16 protein-coding genes and 1 pseudogene are annotated in these 16,784 nt (G+C 65.0%); 8 read left to right on the top strand and 9 right to left on the bottom strand.

The features are described from left to right. On the bottom strand, positions 1-605 hold a 605-nt coding region (locus J0I79_RS29865; RefSeq protein WP_292867966.1), incomplete at its 3' end, for an AraC family ligand binding domain-containing protein. Positions 606-757: 152 nt separating this feature from the next. Here J0I79_RS29865 and J0I79_RS29860 point away from each other — a divergent pair. Next, positions 758-1,987 carry an MFS transporter gene (locus tag J0I79_RS29860; protein WP_292867963.1) on the top strand — a complete coding sequence of 410 codons (1,230 nt, stop codon included), beginning with the start codon at positions 758-760 and terminating at the stop codon, positions 1,985-1,987. Between the two features lie 81 nt (positions 1,988-2,068). On the opposite strand, the gene J0I79_RS29855 is transcribed toward J0I79_RS29860, so the two are convergent. Next, positions 2,069-2,926, bottom strand: a complete 858-nt coding sequence (locus J0I79_RS29855; RefSeq protein WP_292867960.1) for an alpha/beta hydrolase — start codon at positions 2,924-2,926, stop codon at positions 2,069-2,071. A gap of 153 nt (positions 2,927-3,079) precedes the next feature. Between J0I79_RS29855 and J0I79_RS29850 the strand changes: the two genes are divergently transcribed. Then, complete coding sequence (locus J0I79_RS29850) at positions 3,080-3,508, top strand: MarR family transcriptional regulator (protein ID WP_292867957.1); 429 nt, start codon at positions 3,080-3,082, stop codon at positions 3,506-3,508. 12 nt (positions 3,509-3,520) lie between these two features. On the opposite strand, the gene J0I79_RS29845 is transcribed toward J0I79_RS29850, so the two are convergent. From J0I79_RS29845 to J0I79_RS29825, 5 genes are all read right to left on the bottom strand, one after another. Further along, positions 3,521-4,141: a nucleoside/nucleotide kinase family protein gene (locus J0I79_RS29845; RefSeq protein ID WP_292867954.1), complete on the bottom strand. Its 621-nt coding sequence runs from the start codon at positions 4,139-4,141 to the stop codon at positions 3,521-3,523. A 160-nt stretch (positions 4,142-4,301) separates the two neighbouring features. Beyond that, entirely contained in the window at positions 4,302-5,063 is a 762-nt protein-coding gene (locus J0I79_RS29840; RefSeq protein ID WP_292867951.1) for a glutamine amidotransferase, read from the bottom strand. An 85-nt stretch (positions 5,064-5,148) separates the two neighbouring features. After that, entirely contained in the window at positions 5,149-6,150 is a 1,002-nt protein-coding gene (locus tag J0I79_RS29835; protein ID WP_292867948.1) for a rhamnose ABC transporter substrate-binding protein, read from the bottom strand. Between the two features lie 47 nt (positions 6,151-6,197). Then, positions 6,198-7,187 carry an ABC transporter permease gene (locus J0I79_RS29830; protein WP_292867945.1) on the bottom strand — a complete coding sequence of 330 codons (990 nt, stop codon included), beginning with the start codon at positions 7,185-7,187 and terminating at the stop codon, positions 6,198-6,200. Continuing rightward, entirely contained in the window at positions 7,184-9,745 is a 2,562-nt protein-coding gene (locus J0I79_RS29825) for an ATP-binding cassette domain-containing protein (protein WP_292867942.1), read from the bottom strand. The genes J0I79_RS29830 and J0I79_RS29825 overlap by 4 nt, the downstream gene beginning before the upstream one ends. Before the next feature lie 179 nt (positions 9,746-9,924). Between J0I79_RS29825 and J0I79_RS29820 the strand changes: the two genes are divergently transcribed. The 3 genes from J0I79_RS29820 (at position 9,925) to pth (ending at position 12,819) form a co-directional block, all read left to right on the top strand. Then, on the top strand, positions 9,925-11,172 hold the full coding sequence (locus J0I79_RS29820) for an ROK family transcriptional regulator (protein WP_292867939.1): 1,248 nt from the start codon (positions 9,925-9,927) through the stop codon (positions 11,170-11,172). Positions 11,173-11,436: 264 nt separating this feature from the next. Continuing rightward, positions 11,437-12,075: a 50S ribosomal protein L25/general stress protein Ctc gene (locus J0I79_RS29815; RefSeq protein ID WP_292867936.1), complete on the top strand. Its 639-nt coding sequence runs from the start codon at positions 11,437-11,439 to the stop codon at positions 12,073-12,075. Positions 12,076-12,099: 24 nt separating this feature from the next. Further along, positions 12,100-12,819 (top strand): aminoacyl-tRNA hydrolase, encoded by a 720-nt coding sequence (gene pth / locus J0I79_RS29810; protein ID WP_292867933.1) that lies wholly within the window; start codon positions 12,100-12,102, stop codon positions 12,817-12,819. Between the two features lie 41 nt (positions 12,820-12,860). Here pth and J0I79_RS29805 read toward each other — a convergent pair whose 3' ends face one another. Then, positions 12,861-13,130, bottom strand: coding sequence for a hypothetical protein (locus tag J0I79_RS29805; RefSeq protein WP_292867931.1), 270 nt, complete (start codon positions 13,128-13,130; stop codon positions 12,861-12,863). Between the two features lie 259 nt (positions 13,131-13,389). Between J0I79_RS29805 and J0I79_RS29800 the strand changes: the two genes are divergently transcribed. Further along, complete coding sequence (locus tag J0I79_RS29800; protein ID WP_292867928.1) at positions 13,390-14,142, top strand: tetratricopeptide repeat protein; 753 nt, start codon at positions 13,390-13,392, stop codon at positions 14,140-14,142. A 116-nt stretch (positions 14,143-14,258) separates the two neighbouring features. Continuing rightward, positions 14,259-15,362 (top strand): redox-regulated ATPase YchF, encoded by a 1,104-nt coding sequence (ychF, locus tag J0I79_RS29795; protein ID WP_292867924.1) that lies wholly within the window; start codon positions 14,259-14,261, stop codon positions 15,360-15,362. 99 nt (positions 15,363-15,461) lie between these two features. Here the strand turns inward: ychF and J0I79_RS29790 are convergent, their stop codons facing one another. Beyond that, on the bottom strand, positions 15,462-16,010 hold the full coding sequence (locus J0I79_RS29790; RefSeq protein ID WP_292867921.1) for a DUF2478 domain-containing protein: 549 nt from the start codon (positions 16,008-16,010) through the stop codon (positions 15,462-15,464). Between the two features lie 229 nt (positions 16,011-16,239). On the opposite strand from J0I79_RS29790, the pseudogene J0I79_RS29785 reads away from it, so the two are divergent. After that, a pseudogene (locus tag J0I79_RS29785) lies at positions 16,240-16,784 on the top strand (1-deoxy-D-xylulose-5-phosphate reductoisomerase); the annotation flags it as partial.

Below are 16,784 nucleotides of genomic sequence, written 5' to 3'. Positions count from 1 at the left end.
CGGCTCATGCCGGCGGCATCGGCCCATTCATCGATCGTGGCATGTGGCGAAGGTGCCGCGACGAAGCGCCGGCAGAGCGCCGCCAGCTTGGGATCGGACGGGAACGGCAGGCCGAGCGGCCGTTCCGGCAAGGTCGGGATTTCATGCAGCAGCAGGTTCATGATCAACCCGCCGCGCCCTTCCAGCTCGCCGCCTTGCGGCAGTTTCTCCGATTCCACGATCAGGCTGTGCATCAGCTCGGTAACGCCGACGACGCGCAGGCTGTCTGGCAGCCCCGGGATCGCGCCCGGCATGACATAGACCGAACGCATCGAGACATCGCCCAGCATCTCGACGGAATGCTCGGTGCCGGCCGGAATCCACATGGCGTGGTCGGGCGGCACCATCCAGCGTCCGTGCCGGGTCGTCACCAGCACGACGCCGACCAATGCATGCAACAGCTGGCTGCGGCTGTGGCGGTGCCGCGGTACGAGATAACCGTCCGGATACTCGGTAGGCAAGGCCACCGCGGGGCCGGCCACTTCCTCCAGCCATTGCCAGCGGCTCTCGTGCAATTGACCGAGATTGCCATTGCCGGCGCGAAAGATTTCCCTGCCATGCGGCATCGGCTATGGCCCACTTGCGAAACTATTGGACCAAACCACGAAAGAAGTCGCCCTGCAAGCAGCTTATAAGGCAATCGTCCCGAAGGCGGCCGCAGGAGCGCCCGCCGGACTGCCCTGCGGGCGTGCCCGCCAAAAAGACCACGGAGCCTATCTTGACCGATACGACAGCAAGCAGCGTCGCGGCGCCCGCGAGCGCCAGTCCCATCTCAGCCCAGGCGACGGCCTTCACCGTCATTCTGGCGGTAAGCCTGTGCCACTGCATCAACGACATCATGCAGTCGCTGCTATCGGCCATTTATCCGTTGCTCAAAGACAATTACGGCCTCGATTTCTGGCAGATCGGCCTGCTGACCTTCACCTTCCAGGTAACGGCATCGCTGCTGCAGCCGGTGATCGGCATGGTCACCGACAAGCGGCCGATGCCTTATTCCCTGCCCTGGGGCATGGCCTCGTCGCTGATCGGGCTGGTCGTGCTGGCCTATGCCGGCCACTATTACCTGCTGTTGATCGGCGCCTCGCTGATCGGCATCGGCTCGGCGATCTTCCATCCCGAATCCTCGCGCATCGCCCGCTTCGCCTCGGGCGGCCGGTTCGGCCTTGCGCAATCGCTGTTCCAGGTCGGCGGCAATTTCGGCCAGTCGCTGGGGCCGTTGCTGGCCGCCTTCATCGTCGTGCCCTTCGGCCAGACCAGCATCGCCTGGTTCGCCTTCGGCTCGCTGATCGGCATCTTCATCCTGTGGCGGGTCGGCGGCTGGTACAGCCGGCTGCGCGCCGCGCAAGGTGCTCGCAAGGCCGTCAGCACCGTCTCGCCCTTCTCGCGCCGCAAGGTCATGAGCGCGCTGGTGGTGCTGACGCTGCTGGTGCTGAGCAAGAATGCCTACATCTCCAGCCTCGCCAGCTACTACACCTTCTACTCCATCCATAAGTTCGGCGTTTCGGTGCAGATGAGCCAAGTGATGCTGTTCCTGTTCCTCGGCGCCTCGGCGCTGGGCATCCTGCTCGGCGGGCCGTTCGGCGACCGTTACGGACAGAAGGCGATGATCTGGTTCTCGATCGTCGGCGTGCTGCCCTTCACGCTGGCGCTCCCTTACGCCAACCTGGAATGGACGATGGTGCTGACGGTGCTGATCGGGCTGATCCTGTCCTCGGCCTTCTCCAACATCGTCGTCTTCGCGCAGGAGCTGGTGCCGGGCCGCGTCGGCATGATCGCCGGCATCTTCTTCGGCTTCGCCTTCGGCATGGGCGGCATAGCGGCCGCCGTGCTTGGCGTCGTCGCCGACATGAAGGGCATCGACTTCGTCTTCCAGATCTGCTCGTACCTGCCCTTCCTGGGCCTGCTGACGGTGTTCCTGCCCAACATGAAGGAGGCCAGGAAGGCCTGATCCGCCTCGTCATACCCAATCTGCCAACGAAAAAAGGCACCCGCGGCATAGCGGGTGCCTTTTCTGTTTTAACCGGAGAACTTACGCCCTGAAGAAGGCCAGCAGATCGGCGTTGATGACGTCTGCATGGGTCGTCGCCATGCCATGCGGGAAGCCCTTGTAGACCTTGAGCTCGCCCTTCCTGAGCAGCTTGATGGTCAGCAATGCGGAGTCCGCGATCGGCACGATCTGGTCGTCATCGCCATGCATGACCAGCACCGGCACCTCGATCTTCTTCAGATCCTCGGTGAAATCGGTTTCCGAAAAGGCCTTGATGCAGTCGTAATGCGCCTTGGTGCCGCCCATCATGCCCTGCCGCCACCAATTGTCGATGACCCCTTGCGACACCTCGGCGCCCGGACGGTTGAAGCCGTAGAACGGGCCGGCCGGAACATCGCGGAAGAACTGCGCGCGGTTGGCCGCCTGGGTTGAGCGAAAGCCGTCGAACACCTCGATCGGCAGGCCGCCCGGATTGGCCGGGGTCTTTAGCATGATCGGCGGCACGGCGCCGATCAGCACCGCCTTGGCGACGCGGCCGCCCGACCCGTATTGCGCGACATAACGCGCCACCTCGCCGCCACCGGTCGAATGGCCTACATGGATGGCGTCCTTCAGGTCGAGATGCGCGACAAGCGCCGCCACGTCGGCGGCATAGGTGTCCATCTCATTGCCGATGTCGGTCTGGGTCGAGCGGCCATGGCCGCGCCTGTCATGCGCGATGACGCGATAGCCCTTAGAGAGGAAAAACAGCATCTGGGCATCCCAGTCGTCGCTGCTCAACGGCCAGCCGTGATGGAAGACGATGGGCTGACCGGTCCCCCAGTCCTTGTAGTAGATCTGCGTTCCGTCCTTGGTGGTGATCGTGCCGCTGCCCGAACCTGACTTGGTCTGCGAGGTCATCTCAATCTCCTTTGATATTTAGTTTCACGATAAATGATATCGCGATAATAATATGGCTAGCGCAAGCCGGATCGCTTGTCCATAAAAATATGTATCGCGATATCATTTTTTGCGGTATGGAATGCCGGCTAACAGGCAAGAAGGAAATGCGCCGTGCCTCTCCCGCTGGACAATCAGCTCTGTTTCACCCTCTACGCCACCTCGATGGCGATCAATCGCACCTACAAGCCCATGCTCGACGAGATGGGCATCACCTATCCGCAATATCTGGTGCTCAATGCTTTGGGAGAGGCTGACGGCATGTCGGTCGGCGCGGTCGCGCATCGGCTCGCTTTGGAATCGAGCACCATCACGCCGCTGGTCAAGCGCATGGAGCAGGCCGGTCTCGTCACCCGCCAGCGCAGCCAGGCCGACGAGCGCCAGGTCCAGGTCGACCTGACATCAGCCGGCCGCGCGCTGCTGGTCCAGTGCAACTGCTTGAACGAGACCCTGGTCGAGCGCTCTGGCATGACGCTCGCCGAGCTCGACGCGCTCAATCGCCAGGTCCAGGCGCTGCGGGCCGCGCTGAGCAGCGATCGATAGCTTGCCCGACGATCAACCGGCTGAGCGCCAGCGGATGTCGGGCGCCAGGCTGCGCTCCAGCACCAGATCGACATTCAGCATGTCGTTGCCGCGCACCTTGGCCTCGGCATCCCCTGTCGAATAATCGAGATCGGTCCACCGTTTCATCAGCCGGTCTTCGAGCTCCGACCGTGGCGCATCAAGGAACAGCGTCAGGTCGAACAGCCGCGCCAGGCCCGACCATGGCGCACGATCGAGCAGAAGGTAGTTCCCCTCCACGATGACATAGCGGGTCGATGCCGCGATCAGCCTGGCGCTCGCGCGCGACAGGTCGAGATTCCGGTCGAATGTCGGCACGGCTATGGTGGTCTCGCTGTCGCGGACCCGGCGCAAGGCAAGCTCGAAACCGTCGAAATCGAACGTCTCGGGCGCTCCCTTGCGCGGGCGCAGCCCGAGCTGGTCGAGCACCGCATTGTCGTAGTGAAAACCGTCCATCGGCAGGATCTCAGCCCCTTCCGGTGCAAGCGCTGCCTGCAAACGCTCCGAGATGAATGACTTGCCGGCGGCCGGCGGGCCGGCAATCGCGATCATGACGCGGGCGCCGGCGGCCTCGGTTTGGACAATGCGCGCCAGGAGATCGTCCCACTTGTCCATGGTCAGCCGATCTTTCGGCGGGCGTCGACAGGAAATTTCATGGCGGGTCCTTCTGCGATTGATGTCGAGGTGGTTTTGACCAGCGCCGTTGCGGTCAGCGAGGGCCGGAGGGAGCGCCGGCCACGGCGCTGGTCAAACTGGTGTTCCCTGCCGAAGGCTCCTAGTCGCCGTCGGCCAGCCAGCGCATGATGTTGGCCATCAGCCTGCCGTAGAGCGGCCAGCTGAGAAAATCCTGCGACAGCCAGTGCGGACCGATATCGGTCGTCCAGGCCACTGTCCGGCCGCGCCCATGGTTGCGCACGGCAAGCAGCGGCCAGTCCGCGCCGCGATGACGGCAGGTGGCCAGCAGCCGGGAGGAACCGTCGCTCCTGAAATCCACCTTGTTCATGCCGAGGATCGGCGGCAACGGCCCGTCCACGCCGGCAAGGATCGGGTGGGCCGGTTGCAGGATCGATGCATGGAGGCCCTGCGGCACCTCCATGCCGTCGCTGTAGGGCAGGCAGCGCACCGGCAGCACGTCCTCGACAGGCGTATCGTAGAACCGCGCCGTGCCGAACATGCCCTGGAAACCCATATAGCCGCCCGCCAGCATCAGGCCGCCGCCAGCTTCGACATAGGCCTTGAGGACGTCGAGGCGGTTGATGCCGGGGCGGCCGGCGCGCGCATCCGGTGTCACCAGTAGGGTCAGCGCCCCGACATCGGAAATCACCACCGCGCGGTACGGGGCAAGCGCATCGAGATCGAACGGAAACTCGGCCGCGCAGCGGTCGCCGCCAATCTGCGTCACCGCTATACCCTCAGCGGCGAGCGCGGCGTTGAACGCCGCCGCGCCATTGATTGACGTCGCACTGGTCAGCACATCGCCTCCGGTCGCGACCGAGGTCGTCGCCGCGAAGGTCTCGCCCGCAAGCAGGATTTTCATCGTCGCACCCGCGCCGTTCGTCTGAAAGACTAAAGAACTGGAAGCGGCGCCGGTTGAGCCGGCGCCGCCATTGTCTCAAGCAGCGTCAGAACTTGAACTCGGCCAGATTGTCGGGGGTGACGATCTTGGCCGGCCCGAGGATCAGTTCGCCGCTGGCGCCGATCGTGTATTCGCCGAGGCGGCCGGCGGTGAACTTGTCGCCTTCCTTGCCGGTGATCTTGCACTGCGCCAGCGCCTGTGCGGCCTGGTAGGTCAGGTAGCCGAGGTCGGACACGTTCCACCAGATGTCCTGCGCGGCGCCATCCTTGATGTATTTCGAGATCAGCGTCGCCGGCGCCAGCCCGGTCAGCTTGACCTTGCCGATAAGGCCGGCTTCCTCCAGCGCGCGCGCCGCGGCCGGCAGGCCGATGCCGGCCGGAACGATGATCGCCTTGAGGTCGGGGAAAGCCTGCACCAGCGCCAGCGCCTGCTGCTGGTTGATCTGCTCGCTCTCCTCGCCATAGGCGACCTGGACCAGCTTCATCTTGGCGAATTTCGGCTCGGCCGCCATCTTCTTCTTCATGAAGTCGATCCAGGCATTCTGGTTGGTGGCCGTCGGCGTCGACGACAGGATGGCGAACTCGCCCTCGCCGCCGGTCAGGTTGTAGGCGCTTTCGAGCATCATCTCGGCAAGGCTGTCGCCCTTGGCCTGGTTGATGAAGATGGAGCGGGCATCGCCGGCAACGTCGGAATCGTAGGAGACGACCCTGACGCCCTGCTGCGCGGCGCGCTTCAGCGCCGGCGCCACGGCATTGGCGTCGTTGGCCGAAATCGCGATCACGCCGACCTTCTGCGAAACCAGGCTGTTGATGAAGTCGATCTGCGCTTCGGCGGTGGCCTGCGACGGCGCGACCTGGATCGCCTTGCCGCCGATTTCCTTGGCGGCCTCCTCGGCGCCCTGCTGGGCGACCTTGAAGTAGGGATCGGTGTCGAGCTTGGGCAGGAAGCCGACGGTCACGGGTTCCTTGGCGCACTCCTGCCCAAAGGCCAGCGAGGCCGGCGCGAGCAGGACCGCGGATGCGAGCAAGGCTAATCTGAATGCTTTCATTGTACTCCTCCGTCACAACATTCGGGCTTGAAGGAAGGGTCCCGAGATCACCCCTTGGTTTCGCGCAGCGCGCGCGATCTGGAGAGCCGCTCCTCCAGGGAGCGCCAGTAATTGCCGACCAGCAGCGAGCCGATCAGGAGCAGGCCGATGATCATGCCTTGGGCGTCGCCGCCGATCTGGTTGAGCGCCAGCACGTTGCGGATCACCGCGATCAGCACCAGCGCCAGCATGACGCCGGTCAGCCGCCCCTTGCCGCCGAACACGCTGACGCCGCCGAGCAGCACGATGGTGATGACGTCGAGTTCCATGCCAAGCGCATTGTTGGCCCGCGCGTTGGAGAGGCGCGCCGTGTAGACGATGCCGGCGATCGCCGCGACGATGCCGGAGACGACGAACAGGTTCAGCACCATGCGACGCGTATTTATGCCGGAGTAACGCGCCACCTCAGGGCTGCCGCCCAGCGCGTAGAGGCGCTTGCCCGTCGGCGTCTTCTGCAGGACGACGGCAAACACCGGCGCCAGCAGCAGGAACGGCACGATAGTCCACGGAATCTGCGTTCCCGGCAGATTGTTTATGCCGAAATCGACGACGGCGGGCGGCAGTATGTTGACCGAACCGGTGCCGAGCAGGATGTAACCGATGCCGCGATAGAGCGCCATGGTGCCGAGCGTCACCACCAGCGACTGCAAGCCGAGGCGCGAGACCAGGAAGCCGTTGAAGGCGCCGAGCAGGCCGCCGAAGACGAGCGTCAGCGGGATCGCCGCCAGCGTCGGCACGCCGGCCTGGACGAGCAGGCCGAAGATCACCGAGGTCAGCGCCAGCACCGAGGCGATCGACAGGTCGATCTCGCGGGTGATGATGAGCAGCGTCATCGGCAGGATCAGCAGCGCCTTCTCCGAGGCGCTGGCCGCGAGCTGCGAAAGATTGAAACCCGACAGGAAGTTGGGCACGAAGGCCGCCGCATAGAGGAAGACCGCGAGACAGGCGACAGCCAGCAGCAGATCCCAGAAATCGATAGCGCGCAAAAGCCTGCTCATCTCGTCCTCGCCTGCCTGGCCTGTTCGGCGCGCCGCACGATGAAGGTGTCGATGCCGATGGCGACCAGGATCACCAGGCCGTAGACACCCTGCAGCCACAGCGGATCGACGCGCACCAGCGTCAGCCCGTTCTTGATCACCAGCAGGGTGAGCGCGCCGAGCACGATGCCGAGCAGAGTGCCGGACCCGCCACGGATGGCGACGCCGCCGACCACGGCCGAAGCGATCACCGTCAGCTCGAAGCCGAGCGCGACGCGGGCATCGATGGTGGCGTAGCGCGAAGCCCAGAGCGCGCCGCACAACCCGCCGAGCAGGCCGGCCAGTCCGAATGCCATCAGGATGCGCCGGTCGACGGGGATGCCGATGAGGCGCGCCCCGTCCGGGTTGGAGCCGGCGGCGAACAGCTCCCGCCCGGTGGCCGTGCGATAGAACAGCACATAGCCAAGGCCAAGGACGGCGAACGCAATGACCACGATCAGCGGCACGCCGGCGATCTTCAGCCCGGTCATGTCGAGCCAGGCCTGTGTCACCTTGTCGGCGCTGATCTGGTTGCCGGCCGCCCAGATCGAATTGAAGCCGCGAAGGATCGACATCGAGGCAAGGGTCACGACGATCGCCGGGATCCTGCCCCTGGTAACGACGAGGCCGTTGAGCAGACCGGCCGCGCTGCCGACGGCGCAGGCGGTGGCAAGCCCAACGGCGATGTCGAGCCCGGGATAGGCCTGCACCATACTGGCCGCCATGTAGGCGGAAAGGCCGATCACCGAGGCGATCGACAGGTCGATGTTGCGGGTGATCAGCACCAGCATCTGGGCGAGCGCCGCGACCACCAGCAGCGCGGCATCCATCGAGACGGCGGTGATGTTGGCCGCGCTCACCATGCGCGGGTTGATGATGGTGACGGGAATGGCGACGGCCAGCATCGCGGCGAGCAGACCGAACTCGCGGCGCTTGAGAAAGTCGAGCGGTCCCTTTGTCCGCTCCTCGAAGGCTGCGTGTGCAGTGTCAGTCGGATCGGCGTGCTCGACCGTCCTTGTCGCTGCCTCCAGCACCTTTTCCTGCGTGGCTTCGCCGCCGGCGAACTCTGCCGTGCGGTGGCCTTCGCGCAGCACGACGATGCGGTCGCACATGCCGATCAGTTCCGGCATCTCGGACGAGATCAAGAGGATCGCCATGCCTTGCGCGGCAAGGTCGGCTATCATGGCGTGCACCTCGGCCTTGGTGCCGACATCGATGCCTTGCGTCGGCTCGTCGAGGATCAGGACGCGCGGCTCGGTGCGCAGCCATTTGGCCAGCACCACCTTCTGCTGGTTGCCGCCCGACAATTCCTTCACCGGCTGCTGGTAGCCGGAGAAGCGCAGCTTCATGCGCTTCAGCCAGTCGGCGACGAGGCCGATAGCGCGGTCGGTGCCGTAGAGGCCGAAGGGCGCCGCCTTGTCCAGCACCGGCAGCACGGCATTGTCGAGGATGGCGAAGTCCATCACCAGGCTCTGGCCCATGCGGTCTTCCGAGACATAGGCGATGCGCGCGTCCATCGCATCGCGCGCCGAGGCGAAGCGCACGGCCTTGCCGTCGATGAAGATCTCGCCTTCGTCCGGCTGGTCGATGCCGAACAGCACACGCGCGATCTCGGTGCGCCCGCTGCCGACCAGCCCGCCGAGCCCCAGCACCTCGCCGGCATGAAGCTTGAGGTCGATGCCGGAAAACCCGCCGGCGCGCGACAGACCGCGCGTTTCCAGCACCAGCGCGCCGGGCGCCTCGCCGCGCTTGGGATAGAGGTCGCTGACCTCGCGCCCGACCATCATGCTGATGGCGGCGGCGCGGCCGAGTTCGGCCTTGGGCCTGACGCCGACGAGGCGTCCGTCGCGCAGCACGGCGATACGATCGGCGATGCGGAAAATCTCGTCCATACGGTGGCCGACGAACATCATCGCCACGCCATGCTGCCTGAGATCGGCGACGACCGCGAACAGCCGCTCGACCTCGCGCTGCGACAACGCCGCCGTCGGTTCGTCCATGATCAGCACGCGCGCATCGAGAGACAGCGCGCGCGCGATCTCGACGAGTTGCTGTTCGGAAGTGCGCAGCGTTCCAAGCCGCGTATCGGCCGCGACGCCAAGGCCGACCGTCGCCAGCACCTTGCGCGCGCCGGCCAGCATGGCGGCGTTGTCGATGCCGCCGAAGCGGTCGCGCGGCATGTGGCCGAGATAGATGTTTTCGGCCACCGACAGATCCGGAAACAGGCCGGGATGCTGATGCATGACGGCGATGCTGGCGGCCTGGGCGTCGTGAGGAGAGCGGAAGACGACGGCCTTGCCGTCGACCTCGACATGCCCCCCGGTCGGCGAATGAACGCCGGCCAGAAGCTTCACGCAGGTGCTCTTGCCGGCGCCGTTTTCGCCCAGCAGCGCCAGCACCTCGCCGGCCCGCAATTCGAAGGACGCATCCTTCAGCGCGATCGTGCCGCCGAATGCCTTGGTGGCCCCGACGAGGGCGACCGGAACGGCCCCCTGCCCAGCCGTCGCAACAGCTTCGCCATGCGCGCCCAACTGAAGCACCTCTCCTCCCCGATCGTAGTTATTTTTTCAGTTTGCTATATTAAATAGCTCTGGGCCGCAACTGGAAAATTGACTTCCTTGGCCGCCGCGCGCACTGTCGCGCCGCGCAACGGCGTGAGCCGGGCAGCCCTCTGCCCAGGCCACGCGAGCTTGGCGCCAACAGATTGGGAGACGCCGGTTTGTCCGGAAAAGGCAGCAATTCAGTCAAGGTCAGGCACTACAACGAGCGCTTCGTGCTCGACACCATCCGCCGCCTGAAGGAAGCGTCCAAATCCGACCTGGCGCGCGCCGCGCACCTCACCCCGGCCGCCGTCGCCGACATCGTTGACGGGCTGGAGTCTTCGGGATTCGTAAAGCAAGTGGGGAAAAGGTTCGGACAGCGCGGGTCGCCGTCCATCCTCTACCGGCTGATGCCGGAGCGCATCTACAGCGTCGGCATCAAGATAGGCCGCCGCGCGCTGGAGGCGGTGCTGGTCGACTTCGCCGGCGAGGTCCGGGCGCGTGAATCGCACGAATACCGTTATCCCGATCCTGATCTGGTGCTGAAGGCCGGCAATACCTCGCTCGCCAATTTCGGCCAGCTTGTCGACGGGCTCGACAATGCCAGCGTCGTCGGCATCGGCATCGCCTCGCCCTATTTCCTCGGCGGCTGGAGCGAGGAACTCGGCTTTCCCGACGATCTCGGCAGCCGCTGGGAAGCGATCGACCTGACGACATGCTTCGCCACCCAGCCGAAAACGCCGGTCTTCGTCGAAAACGATGCTTCTTCGGCAGCCCTGGCCGAACTTGTCCAGGGCGCCGGCGCGCGGTTCCAGGACTTCATGCACATCTCGATCGACACTTTCGTCGGCGGCGGCCTCGTGCAGGGCGGCAAGGTCCATACCGGACCGCATGGCAACAGCGCCGCCCTCGGCCCCTTGCCGGTTTCACCCTCGGGCCTCGCCTCGATGGCCGCCAAGCCGGCGCGCTACCAGAGCCTGCTGCACCGCGCCTCGATCTATGTGCTGGTCAACCATCTCCGGTCGCACGGCATCGAGATCAACCGTGTCCGCGAGCTCGATCCGCTGCCGCAGGGCGCGCGCGTGCCGCTGTTCGAGTGGATCGACGATTGCGCCAGCGCCCTGGTCGAGGCGATCATCGCCATCACCTCCATCATCGACCTCGAGGCCATCGTCCTCGACTCGATCCTGCCGCGGCCGATCCATCGCGAATTGCTGGTAAGAGTGCAGAGCCAGTTCAATCAGACGAGCGCCATCGGCATCGTCGCGCCCGAGATCGTGCCCGGGCAGTTCGGCGCCGAGGCTTCGTCGATCGGCGCGGCCATGCTGCCGTTCTCGGCGCTGCTCGCCCCCGACAGTGGCGTGCTGATGATCGGCAAGGACAGGCCGAGGCTGCTCAGCGCCCTCTCCACACTGGCCGGGAACTGAGCATTGCCTGGGTGGTATCAGGGTACCGGGCCCGCCCTAGCCGGCCATGGCTTGCACGCCCGCCCGCCTTCCGCTATAGAGCCGCCACCCGCGTAGACACCCTTGGAGGCAACGCGGCGGAAGGCTGCCTTCCCCTTGTGATCCCGAACAAGCTCCGTTTCAGGCGGCGCCCTCACCCGGGTATCGAGGTCCGGCGGCTTTCGACGTTTACGGTCGGGCCCGTGCCCTTCCGCGGACGCTCCATAACACGCGAAAGGAAAAACCATGAGCCACGATACTTACGAGCTCAAGGCCGAAGCGCGCGAACAGGTCGGTAAGGGGTCCGCCCGTGCAGTTCGCCGCGATGGTAAAGTGCCTGCAGTAATTTACGGCGACAAGCAGCCTCCCCTGGCGATCGCGCTGAACTACAAGGACGTCTACTACAAGATCCACGGCGGCGGGTTCCTGACCACGGTCGCCACGATCGATGTCGGCGGCAAGAAGATCCAGGTCCTGCCGAAGGACTTCCAGCTCGACCCGGTCAAGGATTTCCCTGTCCATGTCGACTTCCTGCGCATCGGCAAGGACACCGAAGTCAATGTCGACGTGCCTGTCCACTTCATCAATGAAGACAAGTCGCCCGGCATCAAGCGCGGCGGCGTGCTCAACATCGTGCGTCACGAGGTCGAGTTCCACTGCCCGGCCAATGCGATCCCGGAATTCATCACCGTCGATCTCGCCGGCGCCGACATCGGCGATTCGATCCACATCTCGGCGGTCAAGCTGCCGGCCGGCGTCAAGCCGGTCATCTCCGATCGCGACTTTACCATCGCGACCATTGCCGGTTCGGCGGCGATGAAGCCGGAGACGGAAGAGACGGCCGAAGCCACGACCGAAGCGGCTCCTGCCGCCGAAGAGAAGTAACTCTTTTCACGCCCGGAGCGGACGATGCTTGTCTTTGCAGGCCTCGGCAATCCGGGCGCGAAATACGCTGAAAACCGGCACAATGTCGGCTTCATGGCGGCGGACGCCATCGCCCGCCGCCATTCCTTTTCGCCCTGGTCGAAGAAGTTCCAGGGCCTGATCTGCGAAGGCATGCTCGGCGGCGAAAAGATCATCCTGATCAAGCCGCAGACCTTCATGAACCTGTCCGGCCAGTCGGTCGGCGAAGCCTTGCGCTTCTACAAGCTCGCCCCCTCCGCGCTCACCGTTTTCTACGACGAGATCGACCTCGCCGAAGGCAAGCTGCGCATCAAGACCGGCGGCGGCGCCGGCGGCCATAACGGCATCCGCTCAATCGACGGCCATGTCGGCAATACTTACAGGCGCGTGCGCATCGGCGTCGGCCATCCCGGCGTCAAGGAAATGGTCCAGCATCATGTGCTCGGCGATTTCGCCAAGGCCGACCGCGAGTGGCTCGATCCGTTGCTCGACGCGATCGCCGACAACGCCGCCATGATCGTCAAGGGCGACGAATCCGGTTTCATGAACAAGGCGGCACTTGCCGTTCAGGGCAAGGCCGGGGTCGAGCCGGAGAAGCCAGCGCAGAAGCAGGCTCCCAAACAGCAGAGCCATGTCCGCCAGGCCCGCCCGCAGCAGGCGCCCGCCAAGCTGCCGGAGACCGGCCCGATGGCCGCCATGCTGAAGAAGCTGTTCGGCAAGGAGTGAACCGGCGCCGCCGCAATGGTCAGGCAGCGCCGCTGCGAAACCTACATCGCGCCGACGGCCATGCCCTTGGTCGTCTCGTCGATGGCATCCTTCACCAGCGCCATCGCCTTGACGCGATGGCCGCCCTTGTCGGGCAGCGCCGCCTGCAACTGATTGAGCGCCGCCTGGAGATCATTCAACGCCTTGGCCATATGCGGCTGCGCCGCTTCGGCCGGTCTGGAGCTGAATGCCGTGGCGACGGCCGCCCCCGCGACGCCCAGCATGGCAATGTTACGCAGACTGTCACGACGGGAAAGCTTGGACTGTGTCATGTCGGAACTCCCTCTCTGGTGAAACTGTCGTCATGCGACAGTTCTAAATTAGCCGGAGCGTCCATCACGCCGTATTGACGAACGCGTGATTGCCGGCAGGCGATGACGCACGCTAGGAGCAATTCCAGGAAAAGTGTGTAACGGTTTTCCGTCCGGAATTGCGTAAAAACAAAGAGTTAGAGCGGTTCGGCGTTTCCATGAAACGCTGAACCGCTCTAGCAGTGCATCCGGCGCGGGCGCGCCGGTGGATGGGATCGGCATGATGGACACGGTTTCGGATCTGGCCGGAAGGGCCAGGCAACTGGGCGTGGCCGGTGATTTCGGCGCCGCCCACGCGCTGATCGACCAGGCCATGCGCCTCGCCGACAACGATGCGGCAGGGCTTGCCAGATGCGCCATCGAACGCGGCCGCCTGTACAACTCCGCCGGTCAGAAAGACGCCGCGCGGCCGCTGTTCGAGGAAGCCTGGCGGCTGGCGCGGGAAGCGCGGGCGCATGCGCTGGCGGCCGATGCCGCCCACATGATCGCCATTGCCGGCACGCTCGGCGATGCCATCGAATGGACCGCGATCGGCCTTGCCTATGTCGACGACCATCCAGAGGCGGAAGCATGGCGCGGGCCGCTGCTCAACAATCTCGGCTGGTCCTGGTTCGACGCCGGCAGGTACGAGGACGCGCTACCCGTTTTCGAGCAAGCGGCGGAGGTCCGGCACTCGCGCGGCCAGGCGCGCGAGCTGCGCATCGCGCGCTATGCGGTCATCCGCACGCTGCGCGCGCTCGGCCGTCTTGAAGACGCCCGGCGCCTTGCCGAGGATGTGGCTGGTGCTGCGGCCGCCGACGGCGAAGCGGCGCCCTACATCCACGAGGAACTGGCCGAATGCCATGCCGGGCTCGGCGATCGGCAGCGTGCCCGCATCGACGCCCGGCATGCGCTCGCGGTTCTGGGCAACGACGCCGTCTTTGCCGACAGGGAACCGCGCCGGCTCGCGAGACTGCGGGAACTCGCGGGCTAGAGTCCGGCCCACGGTATCGCCGGAACGGTCGCCTGCCCTGTTAGGGCTTGACGTTGATCACCCCTATCGCCCATAGCCCTGCTCAAATTTCGCTTTCCCGATAGGACCGGACGAAAATGGGTTTCAAATGCGGCATCGTTGGCTTGCCCAACGTCGGCAAGTCGACGCTTTTCAACGCGTTGACCAGGACTGCTGCGGCGCAGGCCGCCAACTATCCCTTCTGCACCATCGAACCGAACACCGGCGAGGTGGCGGTGCCTGATCAGCGCCTGCAGAAGATCGCGGCCATCGCCAAGTCGAAAGAGATCATCCCGACGCGCATCTCCTTCGTCGACATTGCCGGCCTGGTGCGCGGCGCCTCCAAGGGCGAAGGCCTGGGCAACCAGTTCCTCGCCAATATCCGCGAGGTCGACGCCATCGTGCATGTGCTGCGCTGCTTCGAGGATGACGACATCACCCATGTCGAGGGCCGCATCGATCCGGTCGCCGACGCCGAGACGGTCGAGACCGAGCTGATGCTCGCCGACCTGGAAAGCCTCGAGCGCCGCATCACCCAGTTCCGCAAGCGCGCCGCCAGCAAGGACAAGGAAGCGACCACGGTGCTGCCGACGATGGAGGCGGCGCTGGAGCTGCTGCAGGCCGGCAAGCCGACCCGCATCCTGCTCAAGGGCATTTCAGCCGAGGACCTGCGCATCCTGCAGGGGCTGAACCTTCTGACCTCGCATCCCGTGCTCTATGTCTGCAACGTCGCCGAGGCCGACGCCGCCACCGGCAACGAGCACAGCAGGGCCGTGGAAAAGATGGCCGCCGCGCAGGGCGCCGGCACCGTGGTGATCTCCGCCGCGATCGAGGCCGAAGTCGCCCAGCTCTCGGACGAGGAAGAGATGGAATTCCTGTCCTCGCTCGGCCTCGACGAACCCGGCCTGAACAAGGTGATCCGCGCCGGCTACGACCTTTTGCATCTCATCACCTATTTCACCGCCGGCCCGAAGGAAACGCGCGCCTGGACCATCCACAAGGGCGACAAGGCCCCGCAGGCCGCCGGCGTCATCCACACCGACTTCGAGCGCGGCTTCATCCGCGCCCAGACCATCGCCTACAACGACTTCGTCACGCTGGGCGGCGAAGTGGCTGCCAAGGAAGCCGGCAAGGCGCGCGACGAAGGCAAGGAATACGTCGTCCAGGACGGCGACGTGATGCTGTTCAAGTTCAACACTTGATGGACAGCTTCTTTCTCCCCGTTCCACGGGGAGAAATGTCCGGCAGGGCGATGAGGGGCAGCGCCAACGACCGCTGTGGTGCAATCATCATCCAGCCGCTCAAAGCGACAGCGCCCAGCTCGCTCCATGCCCTCGATAAGAAGCATTGGCGACATCCCGTCTCCACGCTTCGATCGAGGCACGGTCGGGCTTGATGAAAGCGGCGTCCGGCGCGAAGCGCTGCCATGCGTAGTGATGCTTGGGCGCGACCGAGGTCAGCAAGGGCTTGCCTGATCTGATGGCGGCCTCGAACGCCTCGAACAGACCGCTGCCCACCGCCTCCACCTTGCCGAATTTGCTCAGCACGACGAGATCGCTGGCCGCGACATCGTCGATGATGCTGGCGCAGGCATCGACCACGCCCATCTCGTCGAGATGGCACGACGTGTGCGCCGGTGGCTCGTCCAGATACATGGCGAAGACATTGCCGGTCTGAAGGTTGCGCAGAAAACCGGAACTGCATGAGCGGCCCGTCAGCCCATGCGCCTCTTCCACGACGCCGCAGATCTGCACGCCCGCCCGCTGCCAATCCGAAACGGCCTCGGCCAGAAGTTTCTGGATCACCGTGCTTTCCGCACCGACGATTGCCGCGATCAGCTTGCCGGTCATGTGCTCATCCTGCCGTTCAACGCGTCTGTCACAATAGCATGACGCACGATCGTGCCAAATTTGCGCAACCGCCCAGATTTTTGAAAGTGTTTAAAGCCAGGCGCGCGCTCCCGGCACCATCGGCCGTCGAACGCGCCCCCGGGAAGACAAAGCAGTTCCGGAAGACGGGGCCGCGATGCAAGGCAATTGTCTTGCAGTCCTGGCTATGCAAGTCTCAGGGAAATCCGGGGGCGATCTGGTGATGAAGGCGGTCGCGCGGCATGGCGCGACGCTTTTGCCGGTCGATTCCGAGCACAACGCGATTTTCCAGGTATTCGACTTCGCGCAGCCTGAAAGTGTCGACCGCCTGATCCTTACCGCCTCCGGCGGGCCGTTCCGCCGCTTGTCGCTCGGCGAAATGCGCGACGTGACGCCGGCGCAGGCCGTGGCCCATCCCAACTGGAGCATGGGCGCCAAGATCTCGGTGGACTCGGCGACGCTGATGAACAAGGGCCTCGAATTGATCGAGGCTTCGCATCTCTTTCCGGTACCCGAGGAGCGGATCGAGATCCTCGTCCATCCGCAATCGGTGGTGCACAGCCTGGTCGCCTATGTCGACGGGTCGGTACTGGCCCAGCTCGGCCCCGCCGACATGCGTACCCCGATCGCCTACACGCTGGCTTGGCCTGAACGGATGAGGACGCCGTGCCCGCGGCTCGATCTCGCCGCCCTGACAACTCTGAGTTTCGAAGCCCCCGACCCGGTTCGCTTTCCGGCGTTGAGCCTGACCCGCCA

Origin of the sequence: Mesorhizobium sp. (assembly GCF_017306585.1) — a bacterium.
Lineage (GTDB): Bacteria > Pseudomonadota > Alphaproteobacteria > Rhizobiales > Rhizobiaceae > Mesorhizobium.
Note: the sequence above shows the minus strand (reverse complement) of the source record. Positions and strands in the feature narration are given on the sequence as shown.

Bases quoted from the DNA above. Each gene is read 5' to 3' on its own strand.
- J0I79_RS29855 (WP_292867960.1), bottom strand. From the start codon at position 2,926: ATGACCTCGCAGACCAAGTCAGGTTCGGGCAGCGGCACGATCACCACC.
- J0I79_RS29845 (WP_292867954.1), bottom strand. From the start codon at position 4,141: ATGGACAAGTGGGACGATCTCCTGGCGCGCATTGTCCAAACCGAGGCC.
- J0I79_RS29840 (WP_292867951.1), bottom strand. From the start codon at position 5,063: ATGAAAATCCTGCTTGCGGGCGAGACCTTCGCGGCGACGACCTCGGTC.
- J0I79_RS29835 (WP_292867948.1), bottom strand. From the start codon at position 6,150: ATGAAAGCATTCAGATTAGCCTTGCTCGCATCCGCGGTCCTGCTCGCG.
- J0I79_RS29830 (WP_292867945.1), bottom strand. From the start codon at position 7,187: ATGAGCAGGCTTTTGCGCGCTATCGATTTCTGGGATCTGCTGCTGGCT.
- J0I79_RS29815 (WP_292867936.1), top strand. From the start codon at position 11,437: ATGAGCCACGATACTTACGAGCTCAAGGCCGAAGCGCGCGAACAGGTC.
- pth (WP_292867933.1), top strand. From the start codon at position 12,100: ATGCTTGTCTTTGCAGGCCTCGGCAATCCGGGCGCGAAATACGCTGAA.
- J0I79_RS29805 (WP_292867931.1), bottom strand. From the start codon at position 13,130: ATGACACAGTCCAAGCTTTCCCGTCGTGACAGTCTGCGTAACATTGCC.
- J0I79_RS29800 (WP_292867928.1), top strand. From the start codon at position 13,390: ATGATGGACACGGTTTCGGATCTGGCCGGAAGGGCCAGGCAACTGGGC.
- ychF (WP_292867924.1), top strand. From the start codon at position 14,259: ATGGGTTTCAAATGCGGCATCGTTGGCTTGCCCAACGTCGGCAAGTCG.
- J0I79_RS29790 (WP_292867921.1), bottom strand. From the start codon at position 16,010: ATGACCGGCAAGCTGATCGCGGCAATCGTCGGTGCGGAAAGCACGGTG.